General features: G+C 62.1%; 14 protein-coding genes. 7 read left to right on the plus strand and 7 right to left on the minus strand.

Going from position 1 to position 17914, the window contains the following annotated elements; all coding sequences use genetic code 11:
- Positions 1-379 precede the first annotated feature (379 nt).
- From JXQ94_RS07400 to JXQ94_RS07415, 4 genes are all read left to right on the plus strand, one after another.
- Entirely contained in the window at positions 380-3115 is a 2736-nt protein-coding gene (locus JXQ94_RS07400) for an Rne/Rng family ribonuclease (RefSeq protein ID WP_421923129.1), read from the plus strand.
- A 109-nt stretch (positions 3116-3224) separates the two neighbouring features.
- Positions 3225-4589, plus strand: coding sequence for a M48 family metalloprotease (locus tag JXQ94_RS07405; RefSeq protein WP_421923130.1), 1365 nt, complete (start codon positions 3225-3227; stop codon positions 4587-4589).
- An 11-nt stretch (positions 4590-4600) separates the two neighbouring features.
- Positions 4601-5788, plus strand: a complete 1188-nt coding sequence (locus tag JXQ94_RS07410; protein WP_421923132.1) for a GNAT family N-acetyltransferase — start codon at positions 4601-4603, stop codon at positions 5786-5788.
- Positions 5789-6349: 561 nt separating this feature from the next.
- On the plus strand, positions 6350-6787 hold the full coding sequence (locus tag JXQ94_RS07415; RefSeq protein WP_421923133.1) for an HIT family protein: 438 nt from the start codon (positions 6350-6352) through the stop codon (positions 6785-6787).
- A gap of 20 nt (positions 6788-6807) precedes the next feature.
- On the opposite strand, the gene JXQ94_RS07420 is transcribed toward JXQ94_RS07415, so the two are convergent.
- The gene (locus tag JXQ94_RS07420; protein ID WP_421923134.1) at positions 6808-7221 is read right to left on the minus strand and encodes a hypothetical protein; all 414 of its coding nucleotides are present in this window, start codon (positions 7219-7221) and stop codon (positions 6808-6810) included.
- A gap of 86 nt (positions 7222-7307) precedes the next feature.
- Positions 7308-9104, minus strand: coding sequence for a DNA helicase RecQ (gene recQ, locus JXQ94_RS07425; protein ID WP_421923135.1), 1797 nt, complete (start codon positions 9102-9104; stop codon positions 7308-7310).
- 184 nt (positions 9105-9288) lie between these two features.
- On the opposite strand from recQ, the gene JXQ94_RS07430 reads away from it, so the two are divergent.
- Positions 9289-9702: a helix-turn-helix transcriptional regulator gene (locus JXQ94_RS07430; RefSeq protein ID WP_421923136.1), complete on the plus strand. Its 414-nt coding sequence runs from the start codon at positions 9289-9291 to the stop codon at positions 9700-9702.
- Here JXQ94_RS07430 and JXQ94_RS07435 read toward each other — a convergent pair.
- On the minus strand, positions 9699-10532 hold the full coding sequence (locus JXQ94_RS07435; RefSeq protein ID WP_421923137.1) for a DUF2306 domain-containing protein: 834 nt from the start codon (positions 10530-10532) through the stop codon (positions 9699-9701). The genes JXQ94_RS07430 and JXQ94_RS07435 overlap by 4 nt on opposite strands.
- Positions 10533-10731: 199 nt before the next feature.
- On the opposite strand from JXQ94_RS07435, the gene JXQ94_RS07440 reads away from it, so the two are divergent.
- Positions 10732-11835: a helix-turn-helix domain-containing protein gene (locus JXQ94_RS07440; protein ID WP_421923138.1), complete on the plus strand. Its 1104-nt coding sequence runs from the start codon at positions 10732-10734 to the stop codon at positions 11833-11835.
- Between the two features lie 134 nt (positions 11836-11969).
- Here the strand turns inward: JXQ94_RS07440 and JXQ94_RS07445 are convergent, their stop codons facing one another.
- The 4 genes from JXQ94_RS07445 to JXQ94_RS07460 form a co-directional block, all read right to left on the minus strand.
- The gene (locus tag JXQ94_RS07445; RefSeq protein ID WP_421923139.1) at positions 11970-12404 is read right to left on the minus strand and encodes a hypothetical protein; all 435 of its coding nucleotides are present in this window, start codon (positions 12402-12404) and stop codon (positions 11970-11972) included.
- A 220-nt stretch (positions 12405-12624) separates the two neighbouring features.
- Positions 12625-14934, minus strand: a complete 2310-nt coding sequence (clpA, locus tag JXQ94_RS07450) for an ATP-dependent Clp protease ATP-binding subunit ClpA (RefSeq protein ID WP_421923140.1) — start codon at positions 14932-14934, stop codon at positions 12625-12627.
- A 4-nt stretch (positions 14935-14938) separates the two neighbouring features.
- Complete coding sequence (gene clpS / locus JXQ94_RS07455) at positions 14939-15268, minus strand: ATP-dependent Clp protease adapter ClpS (RefSeq protein ID WP_295692544.1); 330 nt, start codon at positions 15266-15268, stop codon at positions 14939-14941.
- Positions 15269-15689: 421 nt separating this feature from the next.
- A complete protein-coding gene (locus JXQ94_RS07460; RefSeq protein ID WP_421923141.1) occupies positions 15690-16394 on the minus strand; it encodes a phasin family protein in 705 nt (234 codons plus the stop codon).
- A gap of 174 nt (positions 16395-16568) precedes the next feature.
- Here JXQ94_RS07460 and JXQ94_RS07465 point away from each other — a divergent pair, with 174 nt between their 5' ends.
- Positions 16569-17864 (plus strand): D-alanyl-D-alanine carboxypeptidase, encoded by a 1296-nt coding sequence (locus JXQ94_RS07465; protein ID WP_421923142.1) that lies wholly within the window; start codon positions 16569-16571, stop codon positions 17862-17864.
- The last annotated feature ends 50 nt before the right edge of the window (positions 17865-17914 follow it).

Below are 17914 nucleotides of genomic sequence, written 5' to 3' on the forward strand. Positions count from 1 at the left end.
GCCGTGCAATTCACCGACGGCGCGAAAGCCTTTTCATCCGCATTCGAATGTTGCATGTTGCCAAGGCCTTGGCGACGCACCACCGGATTGCCGGTCGAGTGCGGAAGCGAGGCGCGAAGCGGTCGACCCAAGCTGTCGGCCAAAACGCTAATCGTCGCCCCGGTCCGACCGAAGATTATTCCGGGGCCCCGACCGCCGCGTCCTCCCAATCATGGTGCGGGACGCTTATGGTAACTGCCGATGCGCGGGGAGCGCCTGATGCCTAGAGCACTGAAAACAGGCCGCACCCCGTCCATCTCGCCCCCGCCGCCTCTTCCGTCCCTGTCTCGCCGACTGGCGAGCAGCAGATATTCGAGCGCGTGCGCAGGAGACGACTTTAATGTCCAAGAAAATGTTGATCGATGCGGGTCATCCAGAAGAGACCCGCGTCGTCGTGCTCGACGGTTCGAAAGTTGAGGATTTTGACTTCGAAGCGGCCGCCCGCCGCCCCATTCGCGGAAATATCTATCTCGCCAAGGTAACCCGGGTCGAGCCCTCCTTGCAGGCCGCTTTTGTGGAGTATGGCGGCAATCGCCACGGCTTCCTGGCCTTCAATGAGATTCATCCCGACTATTACCAGATTCCCTATGAGGACCGCGTTGCCCTCGCCGAGGAAGAAGCCTCCGCGGCTGACGAGGACGAGGACGAGCCGGAAGACACCAAGGCCGAAGCCGCCCCGAAATCCGACGACGCCGCCTCGGATGGCGATGCGGACCCGGATGGCGACGCTGACGGTGAGTCCGAAGCCCCCGAAACCATCGGTGATGACAGCGAAGACGACGATATCAGCGACCAGCAGGCCGCGCGTCGCCGTCGCCAGATGCTGCGCCGCTACAAGATCCAGGAAGTCATCAAGCGTCGCCAGATCCTTCTGGTTCAGGTCGCCAAGGAAGAGCGCGGCAATAAGGGCGCGGCTCTGACGACCTACCTCTCGCTGGCCGGTCGCTATTGCGTCCTGATGCCCAACACGCCGCGTGGTGGCGGAATCTCCCGAAAAATCTCCAACGCGTCCGACCGCAAGCGTCTCAAGTCCGTTGTTTCCGAGCTGGAATTGCCCAAGGGAGTCGGTCTGATCATCCGGACCGCCGGAGCCTCACGGACCAAGACCGAGATCAAGCGCGATGCCGACTATCTTCTGCGCCTGTGGACCAATATCCGCGAGCTGACGCTGAACTCAGTGGCGCCATCGCTGATCTACGAGGAAGGCAATCTGGTCAAGCGCGTGATCCGCGATCTCTATGACAAGGAGATCGACAGCGTGCAGGTGGAGGGAGAAGAGGCCTACAAGGAGGCGAAAGCCTTCATGAAGATGCTGATGCCCAGCCACGCCAAGAAGGTGCAGCACTACAAGGAAACCGTGCCGCTCTTCCTGCGTCACCAATGCGAATCCCAGCTCGAGGCAATCTATTCCGACGTCGCTCCGCTCAAGTCCGGCGGTTATCTGGTCATCAATCCGACCGAAGCCCTGGTCTCGATCGACGTCAATTCGGGCCGCTCGACGCGTGAACGCAACATTGAAGCGACCGCGCTCAAGACCAATCTTGAGGCCGCTGCGGAAGCGGCTCGCCAAATGCGTCTGCGCGACCTCGCCGGCCTGATTGTCATCGACTTCATCGACATGGACGAGAACAAGAATAATCGTGCCGTCGAGAAGAAGATGAAGGACATGCTGAAACGCGATCGCGCCCGCCTGCAGGTGGGTCGGATCTCACAATTCGGCTTGATGGAAATTTCCCGCCAGCGCCGCCGCTCCAGCCTGCTGGAAGGGTCGACCACAACCTGTCCGACCTGTAAGGGCACCGGCCATTTGCGCTCCACCGAATCGAGCGCCCTCGTCGCCCTGCGCGGCCTGGAGAAGGAAGGCACGCGTGGTCGCGCGAAGCGGATCCGTATTTCGGTCCCGACCGCGGTTGCAATCTACCTGCTCAACGAGAAGCGGGATCATCTGCTGATGATCGAACAGCGTTTCTCCATGCGCATCTCCGTGGAAGCCGACGATTCGATCTTGGCACCGGAATTCTCGATCGAAGCCCTCGAGAACCGCGAGCCCGGCGAAGAATTGACGATGGCACCGCTGTCTGTGGAATCGATCGAAGAGATCGAGATCCCGGATACGCCGGAAGAGGAAAGCGCCGAGAGCGAGGACGAGAATCGCGAAGGTGGCGGACGTCGCCGTCGTCGGCGCCGGCGTCGCAAGCCCTCCTCCGAGGACAGCAACGCCGCCATGGAAGTGGTCAATGTCGAAGGGTCGGACGATGAGGCCGCAGAGGCTTCAGGTGAGGAGTCCGGCAATCGCGACGCCCAGAGTGATGATGGCGAGGATCAGCCGCGCCGTCGCCGTCGCCGCGGTCGCCGGGGTGGACGGGGACGTCGTCGTACCGAAGGCGAGACCTCGACAGAAGAAAACGCCGCATCCGGTGACAATGGCGAGTCCGCGACGGCAGAGACCACGGCGGACGCCGTGAGTGACGCCACGGCAGACGCTCCGAAAGACGCACCGGCAGACGCACCGGCCGACGCACCGGCCGACGCGGCGCCCGCCGAAGAGAAGCCGAAGCGCAAGCGCGCCCCGCGTCGCAAGAAGGCCGAGGCCGAAGCGCCTGTTGAGGCTGTCGCGGAAGAGACCGCCGGCGCCACTGCCGACGCACCGGACGAGGCGCCGGACGAGGCGCCGACAGCGACCGAGGACGCGCCCAAGAAGCGCACCCGCCGGCCGCGCAAGAAGGCTGCCGAACCTGTCGCTGAAGCCGCGACCGACACGACCGAGGCCGAAACAGCCAAACCGGTCGAGGACGAAGCGCCGAAGCCGAAGCGGCGTACACGGCGCAAGAAAGCGGACGAGCCAGAAGCGGAGGCAGCAGAACCTGCCCCCAAGCCAGCCCCGAAGGCAGCCTCCAAAGCTGCCCCTAAGGCTGCCGCAAAACCGGCCGCTGCTGCAAAACCCAAGAAGGCAGCGACGGAATCCGACGCTGCACCGCGTGAAACCGAAGCTGCCGACGCCGGCACTGCCGAGAGTGATGACGGCAAGCCGAAGCGTCGTGGCTGGTGGAACCGGACGGGCTTGTTCGGGAACTGACCAGGATAAGGGTTGCCCGGCGTGTCCGGGCAACCCATCTTGGATCTTGTGGTGTCATGGGGTGATGCTGCTATCATAGGCCGAGCGGGGGCCGATCAGTGGAGGCAGGATGTCTGTCCTGAAAACCGTCGCTACAGCCTGCATGCTTGCTGTGGCCGCACATGCGCCGAGCCTGGGTCAGTCTCTGATCCGGGACACCGAAATCGAGCACATGTTGCGCGATTATGCTGACCCGATACTTGATGCTGCCGGCTTGGAGCCGGCCGATGTTGATCTTTACATCGTTGCGGACCCCTCGCTGAACGCCTTTGTCACCGGGGGTCAGAACATATTTCTGCACACCGGAATCATTCTGGAATCCGAGACACCGAACCAGCTGATTGGTGTCATTGCCCACGAGGCCGGACATATTTCCGGTGCTCATCTGGCGCGAATTGGCGATGGCATTACCGCAGCCCAGGCGCCAATGTTCATCAGTCTCGGTCTGGGCGTCCTCGCTGCCCTGGCAGGTGAAGGCGGCGCAGCCGGTGCCCTGCTGGCGTCCTCACAACAGTTTGGCGCCCTCTCCTTCATGACCTATAGCCGTGCCCAGGAAGCGTCCGCCGATCAGGCCGGGCTGCAATTCCTCGAAGCCAGCGGTCAATCAGCCGAAGGTCTCGTGCAATTCTTCGAACGCTTCCGCTACCAGGAAGTGATGTCGAATGCCCGGCGCTTCCCCTATTTCCGCTCCCATCCGCTGTCATCGGAGCGGATTGCCAATCTGCGGGGTGGCGCGACCGAGTCGCCTTATTACGAGACTGAGGACAGCGCCGGGGAAATGGCTCGCCTGGCCCGGATCCAGGCCAAGATCTACGGCTTCCTCGCCGAACCCCAATTCGTTTTCTACCGTTATCCCGAAAGCGATCAGTCGCTGCCGGCGCGATATGCGCGGGCGGTGGCCTACTACCATGACGCACGGCTCGACCGCGCGCTCGAGGAGATTCTGAGCCTGCTCGAGGAAGAACCGGACAACCCGTATTTCCACGAATTGCACGGGCAGATGCTGTTCGAAAGCGGCCACGCGGAAGACGCGATCATACCCCACCGGCAATCTGTCGACCTTGAGCCCACGGCGCCCTTGCTGCGGGTCAATCTGGCCATCGCGATGATCGCGACCGAGGACGCGGCCTATCAGGATGAGGCGGCCCGGCACTTGCGCGTCGCGCTCGATATTGAACCGGATAATGGCTTTGCCTGGTATCAGCTCTCGATCATCCACGAGCGCAATGGCGACACGGCTCTGGCCCAACTGGCGATCGCCGAACAGTCCTACGCCGCCGGCAATCGACCACGTGCGCACCAGTTTGCAACGCGTGCCCGCGCCGAGTTGGAAGTCGGTACGCCGGCCTGGGTTCGGGCGACCGAGATCGAAGCCGTTTCCCTGCCCACCGCAGCGGAACTGCGTCAGATCCGGCGCCAGCAACGCCGCAACTGACCGGGGATTGGATGGCGCCTCAACCGGCTGATGACGGCGAGAGCGGGTCGCCGGCGGTCACCGTACAGGCGATCGAGGGCCTGAACGCCCTGTCACGAGACGCGTGGGACGCGCTGGCCAATCCGGCCGATGCCGAGTTCGACCCTTTCCTGAGTTGGGATTTTCTCGAGGCGCTCGAAGCCAGCGGCTGTGTCGGTGAGGAAAGCGGTTGGCTGCCGCGTCATCTTGTGGCCACCCGCCCGGATGGCAAATTGGTCGGCGCCCTGCCGCTCTACGCAAAGACCCATTCGATGGGCGAATATGTCTTTGATCACGCCTGGGCCGACGCGTATGAACGCGCCGGCGGGCAGTATTATCCCAAACTCCTGAGCGCAATTCCCTTCACACCGGCGACCGGGCGACGCGTGCTGGCCGACAGCGCCGCGATGCGCCGCGCCTTGGCACAAACCGCCTGCGAACTGACCGAACGCTGGGGCTGTTCCGGATGGCACGTCAATTTCCCCGACACCAAAACCGCGTGCGAGCTCGATGAGACCGGCCTGCTGGCCCGGGTCGACCGGCAGTTCATATGGTCCAATCGGGACTATGCCGATTATGACGCCTTTCTCGCCGACCTCAGCTCACGCAAGCGCAAGGCCCTGCGCAAGGAGCGCGCCGCCGCGCAGGACGGAATCGAGATCGAGCACCTGACCGGCGACTCCCTGCAGCCAGAGCATTGGGACGTCTTTTACGCCTGCTACCAGGAAACCGGGTCGCGCAAATGGGGTTACCCCTATCTCAATCGCGCCTTCTTCGACCTCGTCCATCAGCGCATGCCTGATCGTGTCTTGCTGGTCATGGCAAAGAAGGAGGGCCGCTATATTGCCGCGGCGCTCAACCTGATCGGCTCCCACGCGCTCTATGGCCGCTATTGGGGCAAGCTGGACGATCATCCTTTCCTGCATTTCGAGCTCTGCTATCACCAGGCCATCGACGCCGCGATCGCGCGCGGGCTGAGTCGCGTCGAGGCGGGCGCCCAGGGCGAGCACAAGCTGGCCCGCGGCTATCGTCCGCGCGAGGTTCGCTCCGCCCACTACATCGCCAATCCCGGATTTCGCGACGCCATCGCGCAGTACCTGGACCAGGAACGCACGGCCGTGCGGACCGATATCCGGCTGCAGGACGCGGAGAGCCCGTTTCGGCGGGACAAGACGTCTTGAGCAAGCGAGACGCCTACCCGCCTTGGCAGAACGAGGCCTTGGTCCTCGCCTGTACATTGCGCGCAGGTGGTTTCCCGGCGGCGGCGGCTGACTGGCACTTCATCTCAATCAAACCGTCACTGGAGTTCGGGTATAACCGGCCGCGTGTCCTTGTCCCGCCGAGCTGCCAAAGGGAGGCCCAAGCATGGCTGGAAAGCCTTGAGCCCGCGAGTACGGAGCCGATCTTTCCCTGCCCGAGCTGTGGCGGCGAAACGCGCCGGACTCGCCGGCTGCTCTTGATGGCGATCATCGCATCGCTTGGAACCTTTCATCCCTTTTTCTCGCGTCACCGCCGATGCGGCAGCTGCAAGAAAACCTTCAAAGCCGAGCCACCGGCGCCTTTCACGGTGGAGGAGCTGGGTTATGCACCTCACTCCTCCTTCAGTCTGCGCGACTGGCTTTCAGGCCTTCCCGCGGTCGGACAGACGCTCCACAAGGACCGTTGATCCCGCCGGTCGGTGGACGGGCCCGGGCGCAACAGGCTAGGCAGGCTATCCAGCTCACTCGAAGCGGAGAGACATGATGAGCCTCGACGGCCCCTACGATCCCGAGAATATCTTCGCCAAGATTCTGCGCGGCGAACTGCCCTGTGTGAAGGTCTATGAGGACGAGCATGTCCTGTCCTTCATGGACATCTTTCCGCAGGCGCCAGGACATGTCCTCGTGGTACCGCGCGAACCGGCGCGCAATGCGCTCGAGATGACCGATGGCGCGCTACAGGCTGCCATGGTGCGGGTCAAGCGGATCGCACTGGCCGTGAAGACCGCCCTCGCCCCTGACGGGATCGTGCTGACACAATTCAATGGTGCGCCGGCCGGGCAGACCGTCTTCCACGTCCATTTTCACATCATTCCACGCACGAAGGGCGACGCATTGGGGGCCCATGCTGGTGGCCAGGCAGACATGGATGAACTGGCTGACCAGGCCGCCCGGATAGCGGCAGCGATCGAAATGCCCTGAGCGACCGTTACGGATCGGCATCAGCGCAAGCGGCGCTCGAAAGTGAGATAGACCAGCAACGCCATGATCCCCCCTTGCAGGGTGAAGGAGAAGAGTGCCCAAGCGTCGGCATCCACCATGTTTGAAAACAGGTTATTGCCGCCCATGATGATCCAGTCGGCCCGGTCGAGCACGAAGGACAGGACAAAGACCGGAAGTGCCAGGCGCCGTTCCATCAAGGTCAGGGCCAGCGCCACCGCATTCATGACCACGTGTGAAAAGAAGAAAACTTCCTGGAGCACGGTCAGGCTTTGGACAAAAGCGGCGGCAAGCAGAGGGTCGGGCCACAGCCCCATCCGGGCCGTTATGTCATTGGCTGCCCAGAACAAACCATAGGCGACCTGCACAGATAGCAGGCCGATCAGGATATAAAAGGGGGCGTCGCGACGGGGCATGGCTCTTCCTGCTGGGCCACTCCATGACGTCATGATTTGCCGTGAATGTCATCCGGCTTGCCCGTGATGCCGACGATCCGACCCCGTTATTTCATCAAGTTCAGGAAGTCTGCTCCGAAGGTTTCGAGCTTTTTCGGCCCGACCCCGTTGACGGCAGCCATTTGCTCCAGGGTCTGCGGCTTGAGGTGCGCCATGTCGATCAGGGTCGCGTCGGAAAACACGACATAGGCCGGGACATTACGCTGTGCTGCCAGCTCTCGGCGCAAGGCCTTCAATGCCCCGAGAAGCTCGACATCCACCCCGCCGGCCGCTGCTGCGATCGTCGCCCGACTGCGCTTGGAAGCCACACTCGGTTTCGCCTTGATTTCCCGAATTTCCACGGTCTGCTCGCCCTTCAGCACCGCGCGAGCGGCCGGGGTCAGCTTGAGCGCGCCGAATCCCTGGATATCGATCGCCAGCAGGCCCGACGCCACGCATTGCCGCACCAGGCCCTGCCAGAAGGGTTTGGGCTGATCAGAGCCAACACCCCAAGTCGGAAGGGCCTCGTGACCTCGCGCACGGATCTTGTCGGTATCAGCCCCCCGCAGGACATCGATGACATGAGCGCTCCCAAACATTTCCCCGGTCCGGGCAATCGCGGAAAACAGCTTCTGGGCCTCGCGCGTGCCATCGATCAGGGTCGGCGGATCAAGGCACAGATCGCAATTGCCGCAAGGCTCACCGCCGCTTTCACCAAAATAGGACAGGAGGGAAAGGCGCCGGCACCGGGTCGCCTCGCAATAGGAAAGCAGACTGTCCAGGCGTTTGTGTTCACGGCGCTTGTGATCACCATCCTCACCGTCCTGGTCGATGAATTGCCGACGCATGCGGGCATCGCCGAGACCGTAGAGCATCATCGCTTCGGCCGGCTGACCATCGCGCCCAGCCCGACCGATTTCCTGATAATAGGCTTCCATGGAACCGGGCATGTGGAGATGGAAGACATAGCGGATGTCCGGTTTGTCGATCCCCATGCCGAATGCGATGGTGGCGACCATGACAACGCCCTCCTCCGCCATGAAGCGTTCCTGGTTCTCCCGTCGGGTCTCCGGCGCCAGACCGGCGTGATAGGGCAACGCCTTGAACCCGCTCTCGCACAACAGGCCGGCGACTTCCTCGGTTGATTTGCGTGACAGGCAATAGACGATCCCGGAGACGCCGCGGCGGGTCTCAAGAAAATTCATCAATTGCGGTTTCCACTTGTCTTTCGCTGCCACGGACAGGGTGAGGTTGGGCCGATCGAAACCGTGCACAACAATCTCGGCATCCTCGCCAAAGAGTTTGGCAGCAATATCAGCGCGGGTCGCTGCGTCCGCTGTCGCCGTGAAGGCCGACAGGCGCGCCTTCGGGAAACGTGTCTTGAGAAAGCCGAGCTCCTCATATTCCGGCCGGAAGCTGGCGCCCCATTTGGAAATACAATGGGCTTCATCGACGACAAACATGGCGGGATCGACACCCTCCAGCGCCGCCAGCATGCGACCCGTCATCAATCGTTCCGGCGAAAGATAGAGCAGACGCACCTGCCCCGACTGCACGCGGCGCCAGTCATCGATATTGGCATCGCGATCCCGCCCGGAATGGATGGCGACTGCCGCGACCCCATTGGCCCGCAGCGCCGCAACCTGGTCGTCCATAAGCGCCGTAAGCGGGGACACCACGATCGTCAGCCCATCGAGGATGAGGGCCGGCACCTGGTAGCAGATCGACTTGCCGGCCCCTGTCGGCATCACGCAAAGAGTGGGGCGACCCGCGAGGATATGGTCGACGATATCCGCCTGCCCGGGTCTAAATCCGGGGAAGCCGAATGTCGCGCTCAGAATCTCGGCAGGGCTCGGCTGCGACATGGAAGGAGGTCCCGGTGACAAGACTCCGTTCTGGGCGACTTCGGCGTCAGTATCAATGCGCCGAATACAATGCGCACCCTCAAATTTCCGGCGATGTCGGGCTCATGTCGTGGTGCCGTTGCGGATGGACCGCTATCATGTGGCCAAACTGAACCTTGCTGGCGACGAAACCGAGAGCAGATAGATGAGTTTGAAGGCCCTCAGACAGGCGAAGGGCTGGTCACAGGCCGAGCTGGCCCGGATCAGCGATCTCAGCGAACGCACGATACAGCGTATCGAGAGCGGTCGCCCCGCCAGCCTGGAAGCCGTGAAGGCCCTGGCGACGAGCTTCGACCTGTCGAGCGAAGCAATGCAAAACCGGCTTGCGGCGCCGACTGCCGCCGTCGGCCTTCCGCCGGCCCGCACAATCTGGTCGCCGCTCCGCTGGCACGGCCTGACGGCTCTGGGCCTGATCGCGGTCGTCTTTGGTCTCGGCCAGCGTTTTGATGCGGACACGCGACTGGCGGCGGGGACAGCCATGCTGGGTCTCGCCAGCTGGCTGCTCCACCTCGCCGTCTGCCTGTATGTCCGCGATCGCCGGTCCGCACCAACACCCTAGCCGAAAATCAGGATGTTCGGCGACCACATCATCATCCAGGCACCGAACAGGCCCAGGGCCGTGACGCCGGCACCGGCCAGGATCAGACCGGCTACCCCCAGCTTGAAGGCTGACGACCGCGATTCCCGGGCTTTCTGATAGGCCTCCAGCAGGGCAAGCGGTACGAGGAAGGCCAAATACGGCACTAGTATATCGGTCGGGCCGTCCATCGTCCGGTGCATGCCCGCCCCACCGCTTGCAATGGCCCAGGCCATGTAGAAGACCCGGACGAACCAGACTCCATTCACCACCAGGAAGAGGCGCATGGCCCAGCGACGATGCAGATCAATCCGGCGCGCCATCGCATGGCGCAGCGTGAAGGCGGCGGTGACCACGATCAGAACACCATCCAGTGTCGTGCCGAGCGCGGCCCAGTCATTCATCCGCGTGCCGCGCACCCAGACCAGGATGATGCCACCGACTGCCAGAAAGACGGCGACGGACATGTAGGCGCGACCATTCCAACGATGAAAGGTCGGAAACCTGCGCCGGATCATCGGCAAGAGCTGGATCACGCCCGCCGCACTGACGAAGGCTGCGAGCAGAACGTGAGAAATAAAACCGAAATTCCCGAGCGCATCATTCTGGACATAACCGTCAATCAGGCCGGTTTCATTCCAGCGTTCGAAACTGCCGCCCAGCGTTCGCGGAATATAGGCACCGAGGATGTAAACGACGAACATCCATTGGCCGATCGCCGCAATGATGAACCAGAGGACGCCGCTTCCCTGCAGGAATTGTTGCGGTAAATTGCCGTGTCGCCGAACCGGTGCGGCAGATGTGTCAGACATGGTCGAACCCTTTTCACAGTCCTGAAGGCGCGCGTTCAACTCGCCGCCTCGACCTCTCGACCACACAGATCCATGCCCGTCTTGCCGATTTCAAAATCGGCAAATCCGGTTTTATCGAATTCAGGCAGGTTGATCCTGGCCCGAAATATGCGACACCCATCTCAGAGGCGCAGACGCGGAACACAGGGAGGCGCATCGGATGCTCGACATTGCGAACGCCATCAAGCTCATCGTGGGAGCAGGCGGGATCGCCTCGATCCTTTTTATCCTCTCGCTGCACAAGCGCAGCGGGTTGCAAATCGCCTGGGCGGTATTCTGCGCCGGCCTCGCCGCCGTAATGATCCGCGATGTCTATGGCGACGCGACGGGCGCCCTCACCCCGGCCCTGGCGATCGCCGGCTGCGCCAGCTGCAGCTGTTTCTGGCTGGTCGCGCGCGGCCTCTTTCGCCCCGATGTCGGTTTTGGCTGGCCTCACGCCTTGCTGGTCGGCGGGATATTCAGCCCCGCCATCTTCAATCAGACCCTGACCGCGCTGTCGGCGGAACGCGTCATTGGCCAGTCTGGACTGGACGGAACGCTCGCCGCATCCAGCAGCTTCCAGGTCATGCTCTCATCGACCGTCCTCGTGCTTGCTTTCTGGGAAGGCCTGCGCGGCTGGAAGCAGGCCGAGTCACGGACAAACCGTCGGTTGCGCATAGGTTTCCTGACGTCTTATGGCGTCTGTGTCAGTATCTGCGTGGCCCTGCTGGACCATGGCGACAGCACGCGTTTCAGCGAAGCCAGTATCGCCCTCATGCAGGCCGTGTGTGGCGCCTCGATCTTTTTTGTCGCCGGATTCGGCGTAATCTGGCGCACACGTCACCCCATCCCGGCAATGCCGGCAGACGCGGTCGCGCTGCCCGCTGCCCCGAGTGATGACGAACGCGCACTGGGCGAATGGGTCCGTAACCAGGTCGAGCGGGACGCCCTCTATCTTGATCCGGACCTCAAGGTCGCCAGCCTCGCCCGGCGCCTGCGTGAACCGGATTACCGGATCAGCCGCTCCATTACCGCGGGTCTCGGCGAACGCAATTTCAATCGCTTCGTCAATCGCTACCGGATCGATCACGCCAAGGCGTGCCTGCGTGATCCGTCCTGCCGTGAGACCAGTATCCTGGACATTGCACTCGACAGCGGCTTCGCCTCGATCGGACCGTTCAACCGGGCCTTCAAGGAAAGTGAAGGGATGACACCCCGGCAATACCGCCGCCAGGCCGACAATGCCGACCGGGTGCCCGCGCCCTGCGATTTGGCCGCGGAATAGTCGAGCCAGTTTCGGTCGTGGACCCGGGCCCACCGAACGCCTCCAGTGACACCAGATTCGCGACGGCCTGGCCGGGCGCGGTCTGAACAATAATTGACTCCGGACCGACCTTCAACGCGGGGAAGCCTGTTACGCTAGTCGTCGTCTCCGGCCGCATCCGCCTCGATCTTGGCGGTCACCTTGTCGGATTCGATCTTCATCTGGCGCAATCGGCGGAGCTCACGGATTGTCATCGCCTGTGTGTCCCGCTGAAGGTTGGCGGGCGGCGGCGCGGAAGAGAGGCGCATCTTCAATGTGCTGGCCCCGTCGGCCTTGAAGCTGAATGCGTTCTGATACTGCGCGTTGTGGGAGGCCGCCAGCAATCGAAACCCCTTCGTTCGGCCCGGGCGCGCCTCTGTTTCCATGTGGAGCGCCAGCTTCAGCTCCACATCGATCTGCGAAAGCTCGTACCAGGACGGCGTGATACCCAAAGCCCGCATCTCGTCGCTTTGGTTTTCCTGGAGTTCGAGAAAAGCGCGATGCATGGAGGTCTGGGCATCGGCGACAGCCGCACCGACCTGCCGGATCATCGATCCGATTGGTGCTACGAGGACGTTTTCAATTCCATCATCAGCGCCAGCCACAAACAACCTCCCAAAGCCCAAGTCAGGGATGACCATTTATAGTTGTTTTACGAGACATGTCCATCTAAACGACAAGGCACTGAGGTCGCAGCGGAAAACGCTGGCCAACAAAAAAACGGCGCCCCGCGGGACGCCGTTTCTCGTTCGGACAAAGAGTTGGCCTGGGTCAGACCTCTTCCTTCTTGTCCTTTTTCTTCGCATTGCGTGGCAGGAGCCGGTCGCCAGGCGTGATGTGGAAGTCAAGGCGATCACCATCCGCCTCATCCACATCGACTTTCACCAGGCCACCTTTCTTGAGCTCCCCGAACAATATCTGATCCGCCAGGGGCTTCTTGATGTGCTCCTGGATGACACGGGCCAGCGGGCGGGCACCGAAACGACTGTCATAGCCGCGCTCGGCCAGCCATGCGGTGGCGTCAGCGGTCAGCTCGAAAGTAACACCACGATCAATGAGCTGGGCTTCCAGCTGCAGGACGAATTTCTCGACCACGCGACCGATCGAGTCCGGGGACAGCGGTGCGAACGGAATGACCGCATCCAGCCGGTTGCGGAATTCCGGTGTAAACAGGCGTTCGACCGCCTTGTCCGCCTCGTCCGTCTTCTTGCCTCGGCCAAATCCGATCGATTCCTTTTGCGCGTCCGACGCGCCCGCATTGGTCGTCATCACCAGGATGACATTGCGGAAATCGACCTTCTTGCCATTGGTATCGGTGAGCGTGCCATTGTCCATCACCTGCAGGAGGATATTGAACAGGTCCGGGTGTGCTTTCTCGATCTCGTCAAGCAGCAACACCGAGTGCGGGTGCTGATCGACCCCGTCGGTCAGAAGACCGCCCTGGTCGAACCCGACATAACCGGGAGGCGCCCCGATCAGACGCGAGACGGCGTGACGCTCCATGTATTCCGACATGTCGAAACGCTGCAATTCGATACCCATTGTATCGGCCAGCTGCTTGGTCACCTCGGTCTTGCCGACACCGGTGGGGCCGGAGAAGAGATAGCAGCCGATCGGCTTGTCGGGCTCGCGCAGGCCGGCTCGAGACAGCTTGATGGCCGTTGCCAGCTGGTCAATCGCCTCGTCCTGCCCGAACACGGTGTGCTTCAGATCGGTCTCGAGCGTCCGGAGCGATTGCTCGTCATCCTTGGACACGGTTTTCGGCGGGATGCGAGCCATCGTGGCGACCACGCCCTCGACCTCTTTCACGCCAATCGTCTTCTTGCGCTTGGATACCGGCTGGAGCCGCATCTGCGCCCCGGCCTCGTCGATAACGTCGATCGCCTTGTCGGGCAGTTTGCGGTCGCCCATATAGCGCGACGACAGCTCGACCGCCGATTTCAGCGCGTCATTGGTGAAGCGCACATCATGGAAGTCCTCGAAATAGGTCTTCAGACCCTGCAGGATCTTGATGGCATCCGGAACGGACGGCTCGGCAACATCAATCTTCTGGAAGCGGCGAACGAGGGCCCGGTCCTTCTCGAAGTGCTGACGGTATTCCTTGTAGGTCGTCGACCCCATGCAACGCAGACCACCCGATTGCAGGGCGGGCTTGAGCAGGTTGGACGCGTCCATCGCCCCGCCCGACGTTGCGCCGGCACCGATCACGGTGTGGATTTCGTCGATAAAGAGGACAGCATTGTCCTTTTCCTCGAGTTCCTTGACGACCTGCTTCACACGCTCCTCGAAATCACCGCGATAGCGGGTTCCCGCGAGCAACGAACCCATGTCGAGCGAATAGATCGTGGCCCCTGCCAGCACATCCGGGACCTGGTCCTCGATGATCTTGCGGGCGATACCTTCCGCGATGGCCGTCTTGCCAACGCCCGGATCACCAACCAGCAAGGGGTTGTTCTTCCGGCGGCGGCACAGGACCTGGACGCAGCGTTCGACTTCCGCATCACGACCGATCAGCGGATCGACGCCGCCATTTCGGGCCTTCTCGTTGAGATTGACGGTATAGGCCGTCAGCGCATCGCCATCCTTTTGAGGTTCCTCAGCCGGTTCGGCGCCGCGGACGGCGCGTTCTTCGGTCGCGCCCGGCTTGCGTCCGATTCCGTGCGAGATGAAATTCACGGCGTCGTAACGGGTCATGTCGCGCTCGGCGAGGAAATAGGCTGCGTGGCTCTCGCGTTCCGCGAAAAGCGCGACCAGCACATTGGCGCCGGTCACTTCCTCACGCCCGGCATTCTGGACGTGGATCACGGCGCGCTGGATCACCCGCTGGAAGCCGGCGGTCGGCTTGGCATCTTCCTCGTCATCGACGACGAGCTCCGACAATTCATTGTCGACATACTCGGTAAGGGTCGCGCGCAATTCGTCGAGATCGACGTCGCAGGCTTTCATGACCGCCGCGCCGTCCTGGTCGTCAACCAGAGCAAGAAGGAGATGCTCCAGGGTGGCAAATTCATGCCCACGCTCATTGGCGTAGCCCAGAGCGCGGTGCAGGCTGTCTTCGAGATCTGAAGAGAATGAGGGCACCACTCTATTCCTTTTCCATTGTGCACTGCAGCGGGTGTTGGGCCCGCCGTGCGGCGTCCATGACCTGGGCTACCTTCGTCTCGGCAACCTCATACGTATACACGCCACACATCCCGACGCCGTTCTGATGTACATGCAGCATGATTCGCGCTGCATCCTCGGGAGACTTCCGGAAAATACGGACGAGAATCTCGACCACAAATTCCATTGGCGTGTAGTCATCATTGAGTAGCAAAACACGGTAAAGCGAAGGTTTCTTGGTTGCCGGGCGTGTCTTTGTCGCGAGGCCAGTTTCCTCTTCTACGCCGGTATCATCTTGTTTTCGTTCGGTCATATTTTAAACGTGCTCGAATATTACTTCGCTACTCATCGGGACAGATAGGAATCCGTACCGGACTTGGAAAGGGACGGTGAACAGCACCGTCGAGGCAATAGAATAGCACGCCCCGAAAATTCATGCTTCCCGTTTCACCGCGTTCGGCCTAGAAAGGCGGTCCCCGTCTCGCGACGGGGTGCCGCCGGAATGGCCCCGTATCAATCACGGGCCCGGTCGGGGAGGACACCAGCGTTTCGCATGCAGCCGGAAAACCGGCGCCGAAACGCAACAGGCCGCACGGTGCTCGCGCCGTGCGCCCCAAGACGGCCACAAGGCCACCCCGCCTCAACGAGGCGACGCCGACAAAAAAAGGGCCCGGTGACAAATCACCGGGCCCAGTCGGGGAGGAAAATTCTGAATTTCGTCAGATCACACGCGCTCAGCGCTGAGCTTGTGCGAGCTCCATGGCGGCCGCGACGCGATCGTTCAGCGGCTTCACGGAATTCTTGAACATGTCCGAGAAGAGCTCAGAGCTCTTATTGACCTCGGCGAGGTAGTTTTCCATCGCCGACTTGGTGAACTCGGACTGGATCTCGAAGATCTCCTGGACCGACTTGGCGGACGCGAACTTCTTGGTCGCGGCAACGCTGTCTTCCATGGCCGACTTGGCGTAGGTGGCGGCATTGGTATTGGCGGTTTCGATGCCCTTGCCAGCCAGGGTCGCGGAGGCGATCAGCGCCTCAACGGTCTCTTTCTGGAAATTGCTGGCCTCGGTAACCGACTTCAGCGTCTTCTCGAAACCGTCCTTGAGCGCTTCATTGCTGGCGGCGGTCATGCTCTCGATGGTGTCATTCATGGCAAAGCTCTTTGCGGTGCGGGCAGCGGGCTTGGCTTTCGGGGCCGGCTTGGCTGCCTTGGGGGCGGGTTTGGACGGTGCGGGTTTCGCTTTGACCGTCGACGGCTTGGGCGCGGCCTTCTTGGCTTTCGTCGAGGGCTTCGACTTGGCCGGGCTCGTCTTCGCGGTCGTTTTCGCGGTCGCCTTCACCGGAACCACATTCGGCGACACAATACGCGGTGCGCTCGGGGCGGTAGCCTTGACGGCAGCCGCTTGCGGTTTGGTGGAGATTTTGTCGACGTCGCTCATCACGGGTCACTGTCCGGTTGCTACACTTGCTGCAAATGCTCTTCGCAGTCGCAACATTACTACTCACCCCGGCGGACCCGGTCAAGCGAATTATTGTGCAGCGCACAAAACATATCTGATGTCACCGTCGAAGCCTTAACCTGCTGGCAATGAGCGAACGGCAGGCTGCCCGTCATGATCAAGACAGCGCATCTTCTCATTCTCAGCCTCGCCCTCGCTCTCAGCGGGGTCAGCGCGCCTGCCCACGCTAACAATTCGCGTTATGCCGCCTTCGTTGTGGAAGAGAATACCGGCGTCGTCCTGCATTCGCGTCGATCCGAAGCCGAGCGCTATCCCGCGTCGCTGACCAAGATGATGACGCTCTACATGCTGTTCGAAGCGATCGAGACCGGAGAGATCGGGCTTCACGACCAGATACGCATCTCGGCCAATGCGGCCAATGCGACGCCATCCCGACTCGGATTGCGCGCCGGCCAGACCATTTCCGCTGAAAACGCTATTCGCGCATTGGTGGTCAAGAGCGCCAATGATGTCGCGGTCGCTGTGGGCGAACGCCTGGGCGGCGGTGAATCCCGCTTCGGGGAGTTGATGACCACACGCGCCAGCGAACTCGGCCTGACCGGCACGATTTTCCGCAACGCGTCGGGCCTGCCCAATTCGCGTCAGACCACCACGGCCCGCGACATGGCCCGTCTGGCGATCGCCTTGCATCGCGACTACCCCGACTATTTCGAGTATTTCAACGAAGAGAGCTTCACCTGGAATGGCCGCACCTATCGCAACCACAATACGCTGGTCGGCCGGGTCCGAGGCGTAGACGGCCTCAAGACCGGTTATATTCGCGCCTCCGGCTTCAATGTCGTTGTGTCGGCCGAACGCGGCGATCACCGCCTGATCACCGTGATCATGGGTGGCCCGACCGCCGCAGCGCGTGATGCTCATGCCGAGGAATTGATCGAGGCCGCCTTCGCGACTCTCGAGCAACGCCAGGACACGCGCCTGTTCGCCGCCCTCTCCTCGCCGCGTATCAATCCGGTACGCCAGCAGGACCTGATCGCGCGCGATGTCGCCGCGCTTTATCTGGACGAGCCGACTGAAATGGGGTCCGCCGATCAACCACCGGCCCTGCAGGTCGTCCTCGCCGATGAGGACGCGATGCGCGCCGAGCCCCTTCCGCCCGCCACCGCGCCTGCCACGAGGCGGGCGGAGCCGAGCCTCATTCACGGCGCCTGGTCGATACAGGTTGGCGCCTACAATACATCGGGGGCAGCCCATGACCGGCTCGCCGAAGTCGCGATTTTCTCTGGCGCTCTCGACGCGGCTCAGCCCGCCGCCCGAGCGGTCGATATCAGCGGTGACCGACTCTGGCGGGCCCGGTTCGAAGCCCTGACCGAAGACGAGGCGCGGCTCGCCTGCCGCGATCTGTCCGCACGGAATCACCCCTGCTTCGCGGTTGCTCCAGGACGCTGACCGGCTCGGCGAACGGCTCGCCATAGGCCCTGAATTCCTGCATGAAGCAG

The organism is Maricaulis maris (assembly GCF_049116555.1).
Lineage (GTDB): Bacteria > Pseudomonadota > Alphaproteobacteria > Caulobacterales > Maricaulaceae > Maricaulis > Maricaulis maris_C.

Coding starts and splice junctions, on each gene's coding strand:
- JXQ94_RS07400 (WP_421923129.1), top strand. CDS start 380: ATGTCCAAGAAAATGTTGATCGATGCGGGTCATCCAGAAGAGACCCGC.
- JXQ94_RS07405 (WP_421923130.1), top strand. CDS start 3,225: ATGTCTGTCCTGAAAACCGTCGCTACAGCCTGCATGCTTGCTGTGGCC.
- JXQ94_RS07410 (WP_421923132.1), top strand. CDS start 4,601: ATGGCGCCTCAACCGGCTGATGACGGCGAGAGCGGGTCGCCGGCGGTC.
- JXQ94_RS07415 (WP_421923133.1), top strand. CDS start 6,350: ATGAGCCTCGACGGCCCCTACGATCCCGAGAATATCTTCGCCAAGATT.
- JXQ94_RS07420 (WP_421923134.1), bottom strand. CDS start 7,221: ATGCCCCGTCGCGACGCCCCCTTTTATATCCTGATCGGCCTGCTATCT.
- recQ (WP_421923135.1), bottom strand. CDS start 9,104: ATGTCGCAGCCGAGCCCTGCCGAGATTCTGAGCGCGACATTCGGCTTC.
- JXQ94_RS07430 (WP_421923136.1), top strand. CDS start 9,289: ATGAGTTTGAAGGCCCTCAGACAGGCGAAGGGCTGGTCACAGGCCGAG.
- JXQ94_RS07435 (WP_421923137.1), bottom strand. CDS start 10,532: ATGTCTGACACATCTGCCGCACCGGTTCGGCGACACGGCAATTTACCG.
- JXQ94_RS07440 (WP_421923138.1), top strand. CDS start 10,732: ATGCTCGACATTGCGAACGCCATCAAGCTCATCGTGGGAGCAGGCGGG.
- JXQ94_RS07445 (WP_421923139.1), bottom strand. CDS start 12,404: ATGATCCGGCAGGTCGGTGCGGCTGTCGCCGATGCCCAGACCTCCATG.
- clpS (WP_295692544.1), bottom strand. CDS start 15,268: ATGACCGAACGAAAACAAGATGATACCGGCGTAGAAGAGGAAACTGGC.
- JXQ94_RS07460 (WP_421923141.1), bottom strand. CDS start 16,394: ATGAGCGACGTCGACAAAATCTCCACCAAACCGCAAGCGGCTGCCGTC.
- JXQ94_RS07465 (WP_421923142.1), top strand. CDS start 16,569: ATGATCAAGACAGCGCATCTTCTCATTCTCAGCCTCGCCCTCGCTCTC.